Annotated in this window: 16 protein-coding genes; 9 read left to right on the forward strand and 7 right to left on the reverse strand. The window is 69.7% G+C overall.

The features are described from left to right. On the reverse strand, positions 1-485 hold a 485-nt coding region (locus JNK30_RS15825; RefSeq protein ID WP_293483605.1), incomplete at its 3' end, for a transglycosylase domain-containing protein. Between the two features lie 356 nt (positions 486-841). Here JNK30_RS15825 and JNK30_RS15830 point away from each other — a divergent pair. From JNK30_RS15830 to JNK30_RS15870, 9 genes are all read left to right on the forward strand, one after another. Continuing rightward, the gene (locus JNK30_RS15830; protein ID WP_293483606.1) at positions 842-1180 is read left to right on the forward strand and encodes a hypothetical protein; all 339 of its coding nucleotides are present in this window, start codon (positions 842-844) and stop codon (positions 1178-1180) included. Positions 1181-1456: 276 nt separating this feature from the next. Next, positions 1457-2011: a F0F1 ATP synthase subunit delta gene (locus tag JNK30_RS15835; RefSeq protein WP_293483607.1), complete on the forward strand. Its 555-nt coding sequence runs from the start codon at positions 1457-1459 to the stop codon at positions 2009-2011. A gap of 5 nt (positions 2012-2016) precedes the next feature. Continuing rightward, on the forward strand, positions 2017-3549 hold the full coding sequence (gene atpA, locus JNK30_RS15840; RefSeq protein WP_293483608.1) for a F0F1 ATP synthase subunit alpha: 1533 nt from the start codon (positions 2017-2019) through the stop codon (positions 3547-3549). 9 nt (positions 3550-3558) lie between these two features. After that, positions 3559-4191 carry a pseudaminic acid biosynthesis-associated methylase gene (locus tag JNK30_RS15845; RefSeq protein WP_293483609.1) on the forward strand — a complete coding sequence of 211 codons (633 nt, stop codon included), beginning with the start codon at positions 3559-3561 and terminating at the stop codon, positions 4189-4191. Between the two features lie 6 nt (positions 4192-4197). Then, entirely contained in the window at positions 4198-5070 is an 873-nt protein-coding gene (locus JNK30_RS15850; RefSeq protein WP_293483610.1) for a F0F1 ATP synthase subunit gamma, read from the forward strand. A gap of 16 nt (positions 5071-5086) precedes the next feature. Further along, the gene (gene atpD / locus JNK30_RS15855) at positions 5087-6622 is read left to right on the forward strand and encodes a F0F1 ATP synthase subunit beta (protein ID WP_293483611.1); all 1536 of its coding nucleotides are present in this window, start codon (positions 5087-5089) and stop codon (positions 6620-6622) included. Continuing rightward, positions 6623-6889 (forward strand): ATP synthase F1 subunit epsilon, encoded by a 267-nt coding sequence (locus tag JNK30_RS15860; RefSeq protein WP_293483612.1) that lies wholly within the window; start codon positions 6623-6625, stop codon positions 6887-6889. 100 nt (positions 6890-6989) lie between these two features. Beyond that, complete coding sequence (locus JNK30_RS15865) at positions 6990-7664, forward strand: hypothetical protein (protein ID WP_293483613.1); 675 nt, start codon at positions 6990-6992, stop codon at positions 7662-7664. A 92-nt stretch (positions 7665-7756) separates the two neighbouring features. Then, on the forward strand, positions 7757-8077 hold the full coding sequence (locus JNK30_RS15870; protein WP_293483614.1) for an SMR family transporter: 321 nt from the start codon (positions 7757-7759) through the stop codon (positions 8075-8077). Here the strand turns inward: JNK30_RS15870 and JNK30_RS15875 are convergent. From JNK30_RS15875 to rlmH, 6 genes are all read right to left on the reverse strand, one after another. Continuing rightward, positions 8037-8825 carry an alpha/beta hydrolase gene (locus tag JNK30_RS15875; protein WP_293483615.1) on the reverse strand — a complete coding sequence of 263 codons (789 nt, stop codon included), beginning with the start codon at positions 8823-8825 and terminating at the stop codon, positions 8037-8039. The two genes, JNK30_RS15870 and JNK30_RS15875, sit on opposite strands and share 41 nt — an antisense overlap. A 59-nt stretch (positions 8826-8884) precedes the next feature. Then, positions 8885-9379, reverse strand: a complete 495-nt coding sequence (locus JNK30_RS15880) for an RNA pyrophosphohydrolase (protein ID WP_293483616.1) — start codon at positions 9377-9379, stop codon at positions 8885-8887. A gap of 16 nt (positions 9380-9395) precedes the next feature. Beyond that, positions 9396-10508: a divergent polysaccharide deacetylase family protein gene (locus JNK30_RS15885; protein WP_293483617.1), complete on the reverse strand. Its 1113-nt coding sequence runs from the start codon at positions 10506-10508 to the stop codon at positions 9396-9398. A 95-nt stretch (positions 10509-10603) separates the two neighbouring features. Further along, positions 10604-11995 (reverse strand): S41 family peptidase, encoded by a 1392-nt coding sequence (locus JNK30_RS15890; RefSeq protein ID WP_293483618.1) that lies wholly within the window; start codon positions 11993-11995, stop codon positions 10604-10606. Positions 11996-12086: 91 nt separating this feature from the next. After that, complete coding sequence (locus JNK30_RS15895) at positions 12087-12941, reverse strand: peptidoglycan DD-metalloendopeptidase family protein (protein ID WP_293483619.1); 855 nt, start codon at positions 12939-12941, stop codon at positions 12087-12089. Then, a complete protein-coding gene (gene rlmH, locus JNK30_RS15900) occupies positions 12941-13405 on the reverse strand; it encodes a 23S rRNA (pseudouridine(1915)-N(3))-methyltransferase RlmH (RefSeq protein WP_293483620.1) in 465 nt (154 codons plus the stop codon). The genes JNK30_RS15895 and rlmH overlap by 1 nt, the downstream gene beginning before the upstream one ends.

Below are 13405 nucleotides of genomic sequence, written 5' to 3' on the forward strand. Positions count from 1 at the left end.
TCCTGGGCCTTGCGGCGATAGTTCTGGTTGGGCGTCAGGAACAGGTTGCGGGCGAGCTGCTGGGTGATCGTCGACCCGCCGCGCAGGGGCCCGCCGCTGTCCTTGTTGCGCATGTTGTAGATCTGGCTTCGGACGATGCCCCACGGGTTGAACCCGAAGTGCCAGTAGAACCAGCGGTCCTCGATGGCGATGAAGGCCTTCGGCACGTGCGGCGGCAGGCGGTCGAGGTCGATCGGCGGCGCGTACTGGCTGCCCCGCACCGCGATCAGCCCGCCCGAGCGGTCGAGATAGCTCACCGACGGCTGGCGCTTCACGTCGTAAAGCTTGGAGGTGTCCGGCAGGTCCACGGCGAAGACCGCGAAGAAGGCCACCAGGAAGATCAGCCCCCACACGCCCAGCACGAGGGTCCAGTAGATCAGCCCCTGCAGGAACGTGCGCCTGGGGCGGGGCTCACGGCCACCGTCCGGCGACTGCGCATTGGCCATTCGGAGTTTCTTCCTAACCGCTCACGGGCCGTCCGGCCCTGCCTGGTGCCAAAGCCGACGGAACGCCCAACATGCTTGACGAGATATGAACGACTGCCCTCCAACCGCGGCCTTTCGAAGGCGGCGGGGTGACCTTGCGTAACTTCCGGCGGCGCGATCGCAGACCGGCTCTGCATTCCCGCATAGCGACTGAGAACATTTTGCAGTTGCACCTGCGATCTTAACACCGTTATCTTAGCAATGCTCAGTTCGACGCGCGCCGATGGGAGGGGATACCCGGAGGCGGCCAAGACGCGGCGGACCGGGCCGGTACTCAAATCCTTGACGCCGCAACTCCCCGAACGCTGGAGGGCTCCTTGAAGCTCCAATTCCTTGCGGCCTGCGCCGCGCTGACCACCCTCGCGGCCGGCCAGGCCTTCGCCGCCGACGCGATCACCGCCAAGCTGGCCGCTCCGGTGGCCGAGAAGACCAAGTTCATCGCCGGCGGGGCGATGTTCAACTGCGAAGGCGACGCCTGCGTCGCGCTGGCTCCGACCTCGCAGACCTTCGCCGCCGCGACCTGCAAGACCATCGCCGACAAGGTGGGCGTCGTCGCCTCGTTCTCCGGCCGCAAGGCGCTGGACGAAGCCAAGCTCGCCAGCTGCAACGAGAAGGCCCTGGCCAAGGCCGGCGCCACCACGCTCGCCAAGCAGTAAGGCCGCAGACTCCCAGCAGCTCCCCAGTCGAGCTTCTGTCGCCTGGCCCGCCGGCTCCCAGCCGGCGGGCCTTTTCTTTTGCTGAACTTCCCTTACGTCGCACCCGGTCCCACTCGGTTGCGACGCACAACGGCGCGTGCTAGTAGGCGCGCGGCTTTGGGCCGGGGGTCGAAGACGACCTGTTGGTCTATGTGCTTTTCTCGAGCGCTTTCAAGCCTTTAGCCGCAGCGGACCGGTCCGCTTGCGGCGCGCGACATACGACCCGGGCGGACAGTAGTGGCAGACGACTCCAGCGCAGCGAACGTGGGCCTCAGATACGCCCAAGCCCTCTTCGATCTGGCGAGCGACGAGAAGAAGGTCGCCAGGGTCGAGGCCGACCTCAAGTCGCTGAAGGCCGCGATCGCGGACTCGCGGGATCTGCGGGTCCTGCTGGGCTCGCCGACCTTCAGCGCCGAGGACAAGGCCAAGGGCCTCGTCGGCATCGGCGCCAAGGCCAAGTTCGACATGACGACGCTGAAGTTCCTGGGCCTGCTGGCCTCGAACGGCCGCGCCGCCGCCCTGCCGCAGGTCATCGAAGCCTTCGCCAAGCTCTCGGCCGCCGCCCGCGGCGCCGTCTCGGCTGAAGTGACCACCGCCGTGCCGCTGACCGCCGCCCAGGCCAAGGGCGTGCAGGCGGCGCTTCGGCAGTCGCTGGGCAAGGACCCTGAAATCACGACCCGAGTCGATCCGGCCCTCCTGGGCGGGATCAAGGTGAAGGTCGGTTCCCGTCTGTTCGACGCTTCGCTGCGCTCGAAGCTCGACTCCCTGAAATTCGCCCTCAAGAGAGCGTAACGCCCATGGATATCCGCGCCGCCGAAATCTCGGCCATCCTGAAGTCCCAGATCGCCAACTTCGGCGAAGAGGCCGATGTCTCCGACGTCGGCTCCGTGCTGAGCGTCGGCGACGGCATCGCCCGCGTCTTCGGCCTCGACAACGTGCAGGCCGGGGAACTCGTGGAGTTTCCCTCCGCCGGCGTGAAGGGCATGGCCCTGAACCTCGAGCGCGACAACGTCGGCGTCGTGATCTTCGGCGAAGACCGCGCCATCCGCGAAGGCGACGAGGTCCGCCGCCTGGGCGAGATCGTGGACGTGCCGGTGGGCAAGGGCCTCCTGGGCCGCGTGGTCAACCCGCTGGGCGAGCCGATCGACGGCAAGGGCCCGATCCAGAACGTGGCCGAGCGCCGCCGCGTGGACGTGAAGGCTCCGGGCATCATTCCGCGGAAGTCGGTGCACGAGCCGGTGCAGACCGGTCTGAAGGCCATCGACACCCTGATCCCGATCGGCCGCGGCCAGCGCGAGCTGATCATCGGCGACCGCCAGACCGGCAAGACCGCCGTGGCGATCGACACCATCCTGAACCAGAAGGCGGTGAACGCCTCGGGTGACGAGAGCGCCAAGCTCTACTGCATCTACGTGGCCATCGGTCAGAAGCGCTCGACCGTCGCCCAGATCGTGAAGACGCTCGAGGAGCGCGGCGCCCTCGACTACACGATCGTGGTGTCGGCCACGGCCTCCGAGCCGGCCCCGCTGCAGTTCCTGGCCCCGTTCGCCGGCTGCGCCATGGGCGAGTGGTTCCGCGACAACGGCATGCACGCCGTCATCATCTACGACGACCTCTCCAAGCAGGCCGTCGCCTACCGCCAGATGTCGCTGCTGCTGCGCCGTCCGCCGGGCCGTGAAGCCTATCCGGGCGACGTGTTCTACCTGCACTCCCGCCTGCTGGAGCGCGCCGCGAAGCTGAACGAGGACAACGGCTCGGGCTCGCTGACCGCGCTGCCCCTGATCGAGACCCAGGCCAACGACGTGTCGGCCTACATCCCGACGAACGTGATCTCGATCACCGACGGCCAGATCTTCCTCGAGACCGACCTCTTCTTCCAGGGCATCCGCCCGGCGGTGAACGTCGGCATCTCGGTGTCGCGCGTGGGCTCCTCGGCCCAGATCAAGGCGATGAAGGCCGCGTCCGGCCCGATCAAGGGCGAGCTCGCCCAGTACCGGGAAATGGCCGCCTTCGCGAAGTTCGGCTCGGACCTCGACGCGGCGACCCAGCGGATGCTGGCGCGCGGCGAGCGCCTGACCGAACTCCTGAAGCAGCCGCAGTACTCGCCCCTCGCCGTCGAGGAGCAGGTGGTGTCGATCTACGCCGGCACGCGCGGCTACCTCGACAAGGTCCCGACCGCCCAGGTCGGCCGCTTCGAGCGCGAGCTGCTCAGCCACATGCACGCCAAGCACCAGGACCTCCTGGACGAGATCCGCACCAAGAAGGACCTCGGCGTGGTGGAAGAGCGGCTGAAGGGCATCCTCGCCGCCTTCGCGGACACGTTCGCCTAAGCAAGACGGATGGCCGCGGATCAACCCAAAGCGCTGGGCGCCTGGTCGGGCGAGTTCGGCGATCGGTACACGGAGCGCAATGTCGCTTCGGCCGACGCCGTCCGCGGCCGCGCGCGCGTCTGGGGCGAGGTGTTCCGCAAGATCGTCGGCGACATGCCGGCGAGCGCCATCGAGATCGGTCCGAACCTCGGGCTGAACCTGCGCGGCATCCGGGCGCTCTCCGGCATGGAGCTGTGGGGCATCGAGCCCAACCCGGCGGCGCGCGAGCGTCTGGTCGACGACGGCGTCCTGCCGGCCGACCGCGTGGTCGCGGGCTTCGGCCACGAGATCCCGCTGGCGGACGGGGCGGTGGAGCTCGCCTTCACCTGCGGCGTGCTCATCCACGTCGATCCCAGCCTGCTGGACCGGACGATGCGCGAGATCCACCGCGTCTCGTCCAAGTATGTCTTCTGCGCGGAGTACTTCTCGCCGAAGGCCGAGACCATTCCGTACCGTGGCGAAACCGATCTTCTCTTCAAGAACGACTTCGGGTCGCTCTACCTCGACAATTTCCCCGACCTCGTGCTCGTCGACTACGGGTTCTTCTGGCGAAGGACGACCGTGATGGACGACACCACCTGGTGGCTCTTCAGGAAGGCTTGACGGCGTATGGCCAGCGTCAAGGAGATGCGCAATCGGATCGCTGCGGTGAAATCCACCCAGAAGATCACGAAGGCGATGCAGATGGTGGCGGCGGCCAAGCTGCGCCGGGCGCAGAACGCCGCGCAGGATTCGCGTCCCTATGCCCAGCGCATGGCGGCGGTGATCGCCAACCTCGCCGCGGGCGTGTCCGGCGACGGCGCGCCGAAGCTGCTGGTGGGCACCGGGTCGGACCAGCGCCACCTGGTGCTGGTGGCGACGTCGGACCGCGGCCTCGCGGGCGGCTTCAACTCGTCGATCGTGCGCGCGGCGCGTCAGCGGATCGACCAGCTGCTGTCCGAGGGCAAGGACGTCAAGATCATCACGGTCGGCCGCAAGGCGCGTGACCAGCTGCGCCGGCTGCACGCCTCGCGCACCGTCGATTCCTTCGAAGTCGGCGGCAATCCTTCACTCGCCGTCGCCGAGACGGTGTCGGCGCGGGTCCGTGAGCTGTTCGAGGCCGGCGAGGTCGACGTCGTCACGCTGTTCTTCAGCCAGTTCAAGTCGGTGGTCACCCAGACCCCCACCGCGCGCCAGCTGATCCCCGCCGAGGTGGCGGACGGCTCGGCGCCGCTGGACCTCAAGGGCGCCTCCTACGAGTACGAGCCCGACGAGGGCGCGATCCTGAACGAGCTGCTGCCGCGGAACATCACCACCCAGATCTTCTCGGCCATGCTCGAGAACCAGGCCGGCTTCTTCGCCGCGCAGATGACCGCGATGGACAACGCCACCCGCAACGCCGGCGACATGATCGCCAACCTCACCCTCCAGATGAACCGAGCCCGCCAGGCGCAGATCACCAAGGAGCTGATCGAGATCATCTCCGGCGCCGAAGCGATCTAGTTGGAAGAACAGCCCCATGTCTGAAGCCGCCACCGCCAAGAAGCCCCGCGCCAAGAAGCCCGCCGCCGCGTCGGGCGCTCCCGCCCCCGCCGCCGCCCAGGGCGTCGCCACGGGCAAGCTCGTCCAGATCATCGGCGCCGTCGTCGACGTCGAGTTCGAGGGTCACCTGCCGGCGATCCTGAACGCGCTCGAGACCACGAACACCGACCAGCGGACGGGCCAGCCCTTCCGCCTGGTGCTCGAGGTCGCCCAGCACCTCGGCGAGAACACCGTGCGCGCCATCGCCATGGACACCACCGAGGGCCTGACCCGCGGCCAGCCGGTGGTCGACACCGGCAAGCCGATCACCGTGCCGGTGGGCCCCGCCTGCCTCGGCCGCATCATGAACGTCGTCGGCGACCCCGTGGACGAGGCCGGCCCGATCAACAGCGCCTTCGCGAGCCCGATCCACCGCGAGGCCCCGACCTTCGCCGAGCAGTCGACGTCGGCCGAAGTGCTCGTCACCGGCATCAAGGTCATCGACCTGCTCTGCCCCTACACCAAGGGCGGCAAGATCGGCCTGTTCGGCGGCGCCGGCGTGGGCAAGACCGTGACCATGCAGGAGCTGATCAACAACATCGCCAAGGCGTACGGCGGCTACTCCGTGCTGGCCGGCGTGGGCGAGCGGACCCGCGAGGGGAACGACCTCTACCACGAGATGATCGAGTCCAAGGTGAACATGGACCCGAAGGAGCACGGCGGCTCGACCGAGGGCTCCAAGTGCGCCCTCGTCTACGGCCAGATGAACGAACCTCCGGGCGCCCGCGCCCGCGTGGCCCTGACCGGCCTGGCCCAGGCGGAGTACTTCCGCGACCAGGAAGGCAAGGACGTGCTGCTCTTCATCGACAACATCTTCCGCTTCACCCAGGCGGGTTCGGAAGTGTCGGCGCTGCTGGGCCGCATCCCCTCGGCCGTGGGCTATCAGCCGACGCTCGCCACCGAGATGGGCAACCTGCAGGAGCGCATCACCTCGACCTCGAAGGGTTCGATCACCTCGGTGCAGGCCATCTACGTGCCCGCCGACGACCTGACCGACCCGGCGCCCGCCACCTCGTTCGCCCACCTGGACGCGACGACCGTGCTCAGCCGCGACATCGCCGCCCAGGGCATCTTCCCGGCCGTGGACCCGCTGGACTCCACCTCGCGGATCATGGACCCGCTGGTGATCGGCGAGGAGCACTATCAGGTCGCCCGCCGCGTTCAGGAGACGCTGCAGCAGTACAAGGCCCTGAAGGACATCATCGCCATCCTGGGCATGGATGAGCTGTCGGAAGAGGACAAGCTGATCGTGGCTCGCGCCCGCAAGATCCAGCGCTTCCTCAGCCAGCCCTTCCACGTGGCCGAGCAGTTCACGAACCTGCCGGGCGTGCTGGTGAGCCTCGAGGACACCATCCGCTCGTTCAAGGCGCTGGTGGACGGCGAGTACGACCACCTGCCCGAGCCGGCCTTCTACAACGTCGGCACCATCGAGGACGCGGTGGCCAAGGCCGAGCAACTCGCGGCGGAGGCCTAGGTGGCCGGCGCGAAACTCAACTTCTCCCTGGTGTCCCCGGAGCGCGAACTGTTCTCCGGGCTGGTGGACCAGGTGGACGCGCCGGGCTCCGAAGGCGACTTCGGGGTCCTGGCCGGCCACGCGCCCTTCATGACCGCGCTGAAGGAAGGTCCCGTGCGGGTCCACAACGACGGCCGGGTGACCACCTACGAGGTTCGCGGCGGCTTCGCCGACGTGACGCCCGAGGGGCTGACCATCCTGGCGGAGCATGCCCAGGAAGCAGCCTGATCACGGTTGATTTGACTGCCGTAAATTGGCCGTCTTCAGGCCTTGCATAGGGCGTGATGACCACGTTTCATGCCCGGGCTAATCAGGGGTTTAGAGACAGATGCGCCTCGCCATTTCCAGCCTGATCCTCGCCGCCGGCCTCGCGGGCGCCGCCCACGGCCAGGACCCTGCGGCCCAGCCGGCCCCGCCTCCGGCGGCCCCTGCGCCGGCCGAAGCGGCGGCCCAGCCGGCGGCGCCGTCGGCGGCCCCGGCCCCCACGGTGGAGGCGCCTCCGGCGCCCGCCCCGACCCTGCCCACGTCGGGCCCCGGCTTCGACGCCATCCAGGTCATCGAGAAGATCTGCGTGCCCGTGGTGCGCGGTCAGTCGCTGGACGTCGTGGCCAAGGCCAACGGCTTCAAGATGAACCGGCGCGAGCAGACCTGGACCCGGCAGTTCAACGCGGACAACAAGGCGTCGCAGGTCATCGTCTTCCCGACGGGCTCCAACAAGACGGTCTGCAACGTCGAGCTTCGCTACGCCATGGGCTCGGACACCGACATCGCCAAGGCGCTGAACGTCTGGGCGTTCGTCCAGCAGCCGCCGCTCGACCCGACCGCGAACTACACCCAGCCGCAGGACCCGGACGGCCTGAAGCGCGTCCGCCGTTCGTGGGAATACCTCGAGCAGGGCCGCTCGATCGGCCTGAACTACTCGACCGTCCGCAAGCCTGACGACACCCCGCTGTCGGCCAAGTACGACACGGGCACGATGCAGTACCAGGAGCGCACGCTCTAGCGGGCGGCTTCCTCGAAGCGGGGCCACGTCCCCGCCGCCGCTGGCGGCGCTTCAAGTCCGGGACGGCCCGGCCCTTTGAAAGGAGGGCCGGCATGGCCTGGATGATGCTCTTCGTCGCCGGACTGCTCGAGGTGGTCTGGGCTTACTTCATGAAGCAGTCGGAGGGCTTCTCGCGCCTGACGCCGACGCTCATCACCTTCGTGACCATGTTCGCCAGCTTCGGGCTGCTCGCCGCCGCCATGCGCACGCTGCCGCTCAGCGTGTCCTACATGGCCTGGACGGGCATCGGCGCGGTGGGCGCCTTCCTGGTCGGCGTCTTCGTGCTGGGCGAGGCCGCCTCGCCGGGGCGGATCGGCGCCGCGGCCCTGATCGTCAGCGGCCTCGTGCTGATGCGCCTGTCGAGCCCCGCCTGACGTCTTCGCCCAGGGCGGCGTCCAGCCACGCGACGACCGTTCCGGCGACCTCTTCCCAACCCTCCTCGCGGACCAGCCAGTGGCTCATGCCGGGCAAGGTCTGGAACTGCGCGCCGATGCGCTCGGCCGTCTGCCGGACGGTCGCCGCCGGGTGCACCACGTCGCGGTCTCCCACCAGGGCCAGCGTGCGGCAGGGCAGGGGACCCAGCCCCACGCTGGTGGTCATGAACGGATCCATCCACCAGTTCAGCACCTCGCGCAGGGCCCGGCTGCTCTCGGGCCGCAACCGTTCCAGGATCGGGCGGCGGGCGCCCTTGGGAACGCGGTCCAGGCTGTGGTGGCGCATCAGGTGCCGATCCGGCGTGACGCTGCCCGAGAAGAACGGGTCCAGCACCTGGACGCCGAACGCGGTGATCGCCTCCTCGAGGCTGGAGCCCGGGACGCCCCAGGGCGGGGACGGGGCCAGCAGCGCCATGGCGCTCGGCTGCACCTGGCGCGCCGCGAGCTGGCAGACGAGCCCGCCCATGGAGTGGCCCAGCAGGACCGGCCGCTCGGGCAGCGCCTCGCAGAGCCTCGCCACCGAACGGGCGTAGTCGCGCATCGACAGCCCGGCGGGCGAGGCGCCCGGCTCGTGGCCCGGAAGGTCGGGGGCCAGCACCGTCCAACCCCGCGCCTCGAACGGCGCGCGGAACGACTCGAAGGCCCAGCCGCCGCAGAAGGCGCCGTGCACCATGACGACTGTGGGCATCTGTCCTCCCCCGGCCCAACAGGCAGTGTAGACCGATGTTCCCCCTTCGCCTGCAGAATTCAGGCCACCGGGCCGCCCCGGGCCGCGAACGGGGCGAAGGCCGTCGCGACGGCCTCGTACGCTGCGCGCTTGAAGGGCACGACCAGCGCGGGAGCTTCGGCGAGATAGCCCCAGCGCCAGGCGTCGAACTCGGCCGGCGTGTGCGCCGCGAGGTCGAATTCCGCCTCCTTGCCGTCGAAACGGAGCGCGAACCACACCTGCCGCTGGCCCTTCCAGCCGCGCGCCAGCTCGGCCCGCACGAGCGGCGGGTAGTCGTAGGTGAGCCAGCCGTCGGTGCGGGCGAGGTAGGTGGTGGACGTGACGCCGGTCTCCTCCGCCAGCTCGCGGCGCGCGGCGTCCTCGAGGTCCTCGCCGTCGTCGACCCCGCCCTGGGGGAACTGCCAGCAGTACGGACCGTCGGTCTTGGCGCGCTTGCCCAGCCAGACCCGTCCGTCGGGGTGGAACAGCACGACGCCCACGTTCGGGCGATAGAGCGACAGGTCGGCGGCGGTCATGGGCGGTCTTGGCGCGTCAGCGCCTGACGGTGAGGGCGCTGGCCGGGGCCAGCTGATAGCCCCTCTGTTCCACCTCGACGGCCCAGGATGCAACCTTCTCCAGCGTCACCGGATAGGCGAAGCCCGAGCCCAGGGCCTGGCCGCGCTGCAGCGCGCCGGCCTCCAGGGCCGCGAGCTGACCGTCGATGGCCGGGCCCGACAGCTTGTCGTCGATCACCCGCTCGGCCGTCGCCCGCGGCATGCCGCCGCCGCGACGGGCCGCCGAGCCGTCGTCGATGAACGCCAGGCCCCGGGCCTTCAAGGAGCTGGCGAAGGCGTTGTAAGCGGGGTCGGTGGCGAGGAACCGCGAGCCCAGGTAGTTGGTCAGGCCGAAGTAGCCGGTGGCGCGGCTCAGGATCCACTCCAGCCGCTTGACCGTCTCGGGCGGCTGGCCTGTGGCCATCAGGGTGTAGGGCCCGGCGTCGTTCTCCGGGAAGTCGATCGGCTCCATGGGCGCCTCGATCAGCACCTCGTGGCCGCGGGCTCGGGCCATGTCGATCCAGCCCTGCAGCCCCTCGGCGTAGATGCTGAAGGAGAGGGTGATCTCGGGCGGGAGCGCCTCGATGGCCTGGCGCGTGCGTGAGGCGTTGAGCCCCAGGCCGCCGATGACGAGCGACACCTTGGGTCGGCCGTTCGCCTTGAACGGCCGCGCATAGGCTTCCGCCGGCGTGCGCCCGTCCTGGGCGATGATCGGCAGGGGCCCGCTGGGCCCTGGCGCGTAGAAGCCCGCGAGGGGCGCGGGGGGCAGGCCGGCTCCGGCGAAGGGGATCGCGGCCGGCGCGCGGGACCGTGCGGCCGGGGCGCCGGGGGCGAGGGGGCGCTCGGAGAGCCGGACGACGTCGTGATAGGTGTGCGGGCCGCCGCGCGCGGGCTTCAGCGCCTCGCGCCAGCCCGGCGGCGCATGGCTCGCGTCGAGCGGCACCCGCACGCTGAGGCCGTTGTCGCCAAAGGGGCCCAGAAGGTTCACCAGCGCGACCACGCAGCCGGCGAAGAGCAGGCCTGCGCCCGCCAGCCGGACCGCGGGACGGGCGAGCAGGCCGCGGACGTCGATCTGCGGCGCCTTCAGTTTCGGAAGCGCGATGCTGGCCACGGCGGGGAGGTCTCCTCGACCTACCGTGGCGCAACATGGTTAACGCCGGCTTGCCTCGCGAAGCGGGGCGGCCCGGCGGACCGCCCGGCGTCAGCCTACTTCTGCGTGGTCTGCGGCGGCTTCACCTCGGCCACCTTGGCCTTCGAGACGATCTCGGCCAGGCGGGCGGTGGGCTTCGGCAGCTTGGGCGTCGCGGCCACCGAGCCGAACTTCAGGACATCGACCGCGCGGGCGATCTGGAAGTCCTTTTTCTCGTCGAAGCCTTCCGGCGGCGCCTCGGCGGGCTCGTGAGCCCCCTTGCGGACCTTGCCTTCGTCGGCGTTCAGCGCGTTGCGGAACGACGCCTCCGAGAACTGGTAGGCGCGATTGGCGATGATCTGCGCCTCTTCGCGGCTGGAGGCGACCTCCAGGTCCGGCGTGATGCCGGTCCGCTGGATCGAGCGGCCGCTCGGGGTGTAGTACCGCGCCGTCGTCAGCTTCAGCGCCCCGTCGATGCCGCCGCGCAGCGGGATGACGGTCTGCACCGAGCCCTTGCCGAAGCTGGTCAGGCCCACGAGCTCCGCCCGCTTGCGGTCCTGCAGGGCGCCGGCCACGATCTCGGCTGCCGAGGCCGAGCCCGAGTTGATCAGCACCACGATCGGCATGCCGCTGGCGATGTCGCCGGGGCGGGCGTTATAGCGCTCGACATCGCGGGCGTCGCGCCCGCGCTGGGAAACGATCTCGCCCCCTTCCAGGAACAGGTCCGAGACGCCCACGGCCTGGTCGAGCAGGCCGCCGGGGTTGTTGCGCAGGTCGAGGATCAGGCCCTTGGCCTTCGGGTTCTTGCCGCGGATCTCGGCGAAGGCGGCTTCGGCCTCGTCGGTCGTCTTCTCGTTGAAGCTGCCGATCCGCAGGACGATGTTGTCGCCCTCGAGCCGGGCCGTCACGTTCTTCGGCTTGATGACCTCGCGGACCAGCTTCACGTCGAACGGGTCCGACTTCTCGCGCGCGATCGTCAGCGACACGGTCTCGCCGGGCTTGCCGCGCATCTGCTTCACCGCCTCGGTGACGGTCAGGCCCAGCACGCTCTCGCCGTTCACGGCGGTGATGTAGTCGCCGGCCTTGATGCCGGCCCGGGCGGCGGGCGTGCCGTCCATCGGCGAGATGACCTTCACCACGCCGTCTTCGCTGGTGACCTCGATGCCCAGGCCGCCGTACTCGCCGCGCGTCTGGTCGCGCATGTCGTCGAAGTCTTCCGGATCCAGGTAGCCCGAGTGCGGGTCGAGGCTGGTCAGCATGCCGTCGATGGCCGCCTGGATCAGCTTCGTGTCGTCGACCTCGGTGACGTACTGGTTCTCCACCGTGTTCAGCACATCGCCGAACAAGCCGAGCATCCGATAGGTCTTCGCGCGGGGCTGGGCCGAGGCCAGCGCCTGCTGGCTCACGTAGGCCATGGATCCGGCGCCGAGCACGAACGCCGAGGCGCCGATCAGGAGATACTTCTTCATAGCCTGGCTCAGACTCCCTTTGGCGGTGAGCTCACCGCTTATCAAACAGGCTGGAGCGACCATTTTGCGGCGGCCGCCAGCCTGCCCGTTTTCAACCCCGGCTCTTGTTCAACCACCGCGAGGGATCCACCGGGGAACCCTGCTCGCGGACCTCAAGATAGAGTTCCGATGTCGTACTGCGACCCTCGCTAGCCCATCCGACCGGTTGACCCTCCGCGACGGATTGTCCGACCGCGACGGACGTTCTCTCCAGACCAGCAAGCACGAGATGATATCCCCCGGCTAGTCTTAATATCACGATGACGCCCCAGCCCTTTACAGGGCCCACATACTGAACAAGCCCCGCCGCGGGGCTGACGGCGCGCGCGCCCTTGGCGGCGGAGAGCGTCAGGCCGTTCGACCGGCCGCCTCCGGCGATGGGGTCGCCGAACCGCCGCAGGATCGTCCCGGACGTGGGCAGGATCAGGCGCGTGGGCGGCGTCAGCCCGGCCGCGTCGGGCGATGCATCGCCGGTGACCGCGCCCCGCAGCCGCGCCCCCACGGCGGCGTCCGGCGCGGGCAGCGCCTCGGCGGCCAGGCTGTCGCGCTCGAACAGCGCCTCGCTCTGCACCGCCGCCAGACGGCGCTGGCGCATGACCTCGCTGGCGCCCTCGGCGTAGTGCTGCGCGCGGGCCTGGAGCTCCGGAGTCATGGCGCGGACCAGGATCGCCGCCCGGACCGCGTCCTTCGCGTCTTCCGGCGACACCAGGAGCGCCGGGGGCGGGTCGCGCCTGAGCTGCTCGAGCACCGAGAGCAGCCGGGCCAGCCGGTGGCGGTTCACGCCCTGGTCGACGGACAGCACCGTCTCTGCGGCGTTCAGCCGCTCCAGCTCGCCGGTCGTCGCCGCGACCGCCGCTGCGCCGCCGATCGCGAGCGCGCCCAATCCTGCCAGCCAGAGAATCCGCATCAGTCCCTATGATACGGCGAACCGGCCAGGATGGAGACGGCCCGGTAGATTTGTTCGGTCAACATTGCGCGCGCCATGGCGTGCGGCCAGGTCTGGGGGCCGAACGCCAGGGTTCCCTGGGCGGCCTTCACCAGTTCGGCGTCGAGCCCGTCGGCGCCGCCGATGACGAACACCAGACGTCGAACCCCACGGTCGCGCAGCGCGCCGATCTCCTCGGCGAAGGCGCGGGACGGGCGGGCCTTCCCGCGCTCGTCGCAGGCCACCACGTGGCTGTCGGCGAGATGGCTGCGCAGGGCCTCGGCCTCGGCGGCCTTGCCGGGCTTGCGGCTCTCGACCTCGATGACCTCCACGGGCCCGAGGCCCAGCGCGCGCCCCGACGCCGTCGCGCGCTCGGCGTAGAGCTTCACGAGCTCGGTCTCGGGCGACCGCGGGAGTCGGCCGATGGCGACGACGGCGATCTTCAA

Source organism: Phenylobacterium sp. (genome assembly GCF_016793225.1).
Taxonomy (GTDB): domain Bacteria; phylum Pseudomonadota; class Alphaproteobacteria; order Caulobacterales; family Caulobacteraceae; genus Phenylobacterium.

Excerpts from the sequence above, each read along its gene's own strand:
- atpA (WP_293483608.1), top strand. The coding sequence starts at position 2,017 with ATGGATATCCGCGCCGCCGAAATCTCGGCCATCCTGAAGTCCCAGATC.
- JNK30_RS15845 (WP_293483609.1), top strand. The coding sequence starts at position 3,559 with ATGGCCGCGGATCAACCCAAAGCGCTGGGCGCCTGGTCGGGCGAGTTC.
- JNK30_RS15850 (WP_293483610.1), top strand. The coding sequence starts at position 4,198 with ATGGCCAGCGTCAAGGAGATGCGCAATCGGATCGCTGCGGTGAAATCC.
- atpD (WP_293483611.1), top strand. The coding sequence starts at position 5,087 with ATGTCTGAAGCCGCCACCGCCAAGAAGCCCCGCGCCAAGAAGCCCGCC.
- JNK30_RS15865 (WP_293483613.1), top strand. The coding sequence starts at position 6,990 with ATGCGCCTCGCCATTTCCAGCCTGATCCTCGCCGCCGGCCTCGCGGGC.
- JNK30_RS15870 (WP_293483614.1), top strand. The coding sequence starts at position 7,757 with ATGGCCTGGATGATGCTCTTCGTCGCCGGACTGCTCGAGGTGGTCTGG.
- JNK30_RS15875 (WP_293483615.1), bottom strand. The coding sequence starts at position 8,825 with ATGCCCACAGTCGTCATGGTGCACGGCGCCTTCTGCGGCGGCTGGGCC.
- JNK30_RS15880 (WP_293483616.1), bottom strand. The coding sequence starts at position 9,379 with ATGACCGCCGCCGACCTGTCGCTCTATCGCCCGAACGTGGGCGTCGTG.
- JNK30_RS15890 (WP_293483618.1), bottom strand. The coding sequence starts at position 11,995 with ATGAAGAAGTATCTCCTGATCGGCGCCTCGGCGTTCGTGCTCGGCGCC.
- JNK30_RS15895 (WP_293483619.1), bottom strand. The coding sequence starts at position 12,941 with ATGCGGATTCTCTGGCTGGCAGGATTGGGCGCGCTCGCGATCGGCGGC.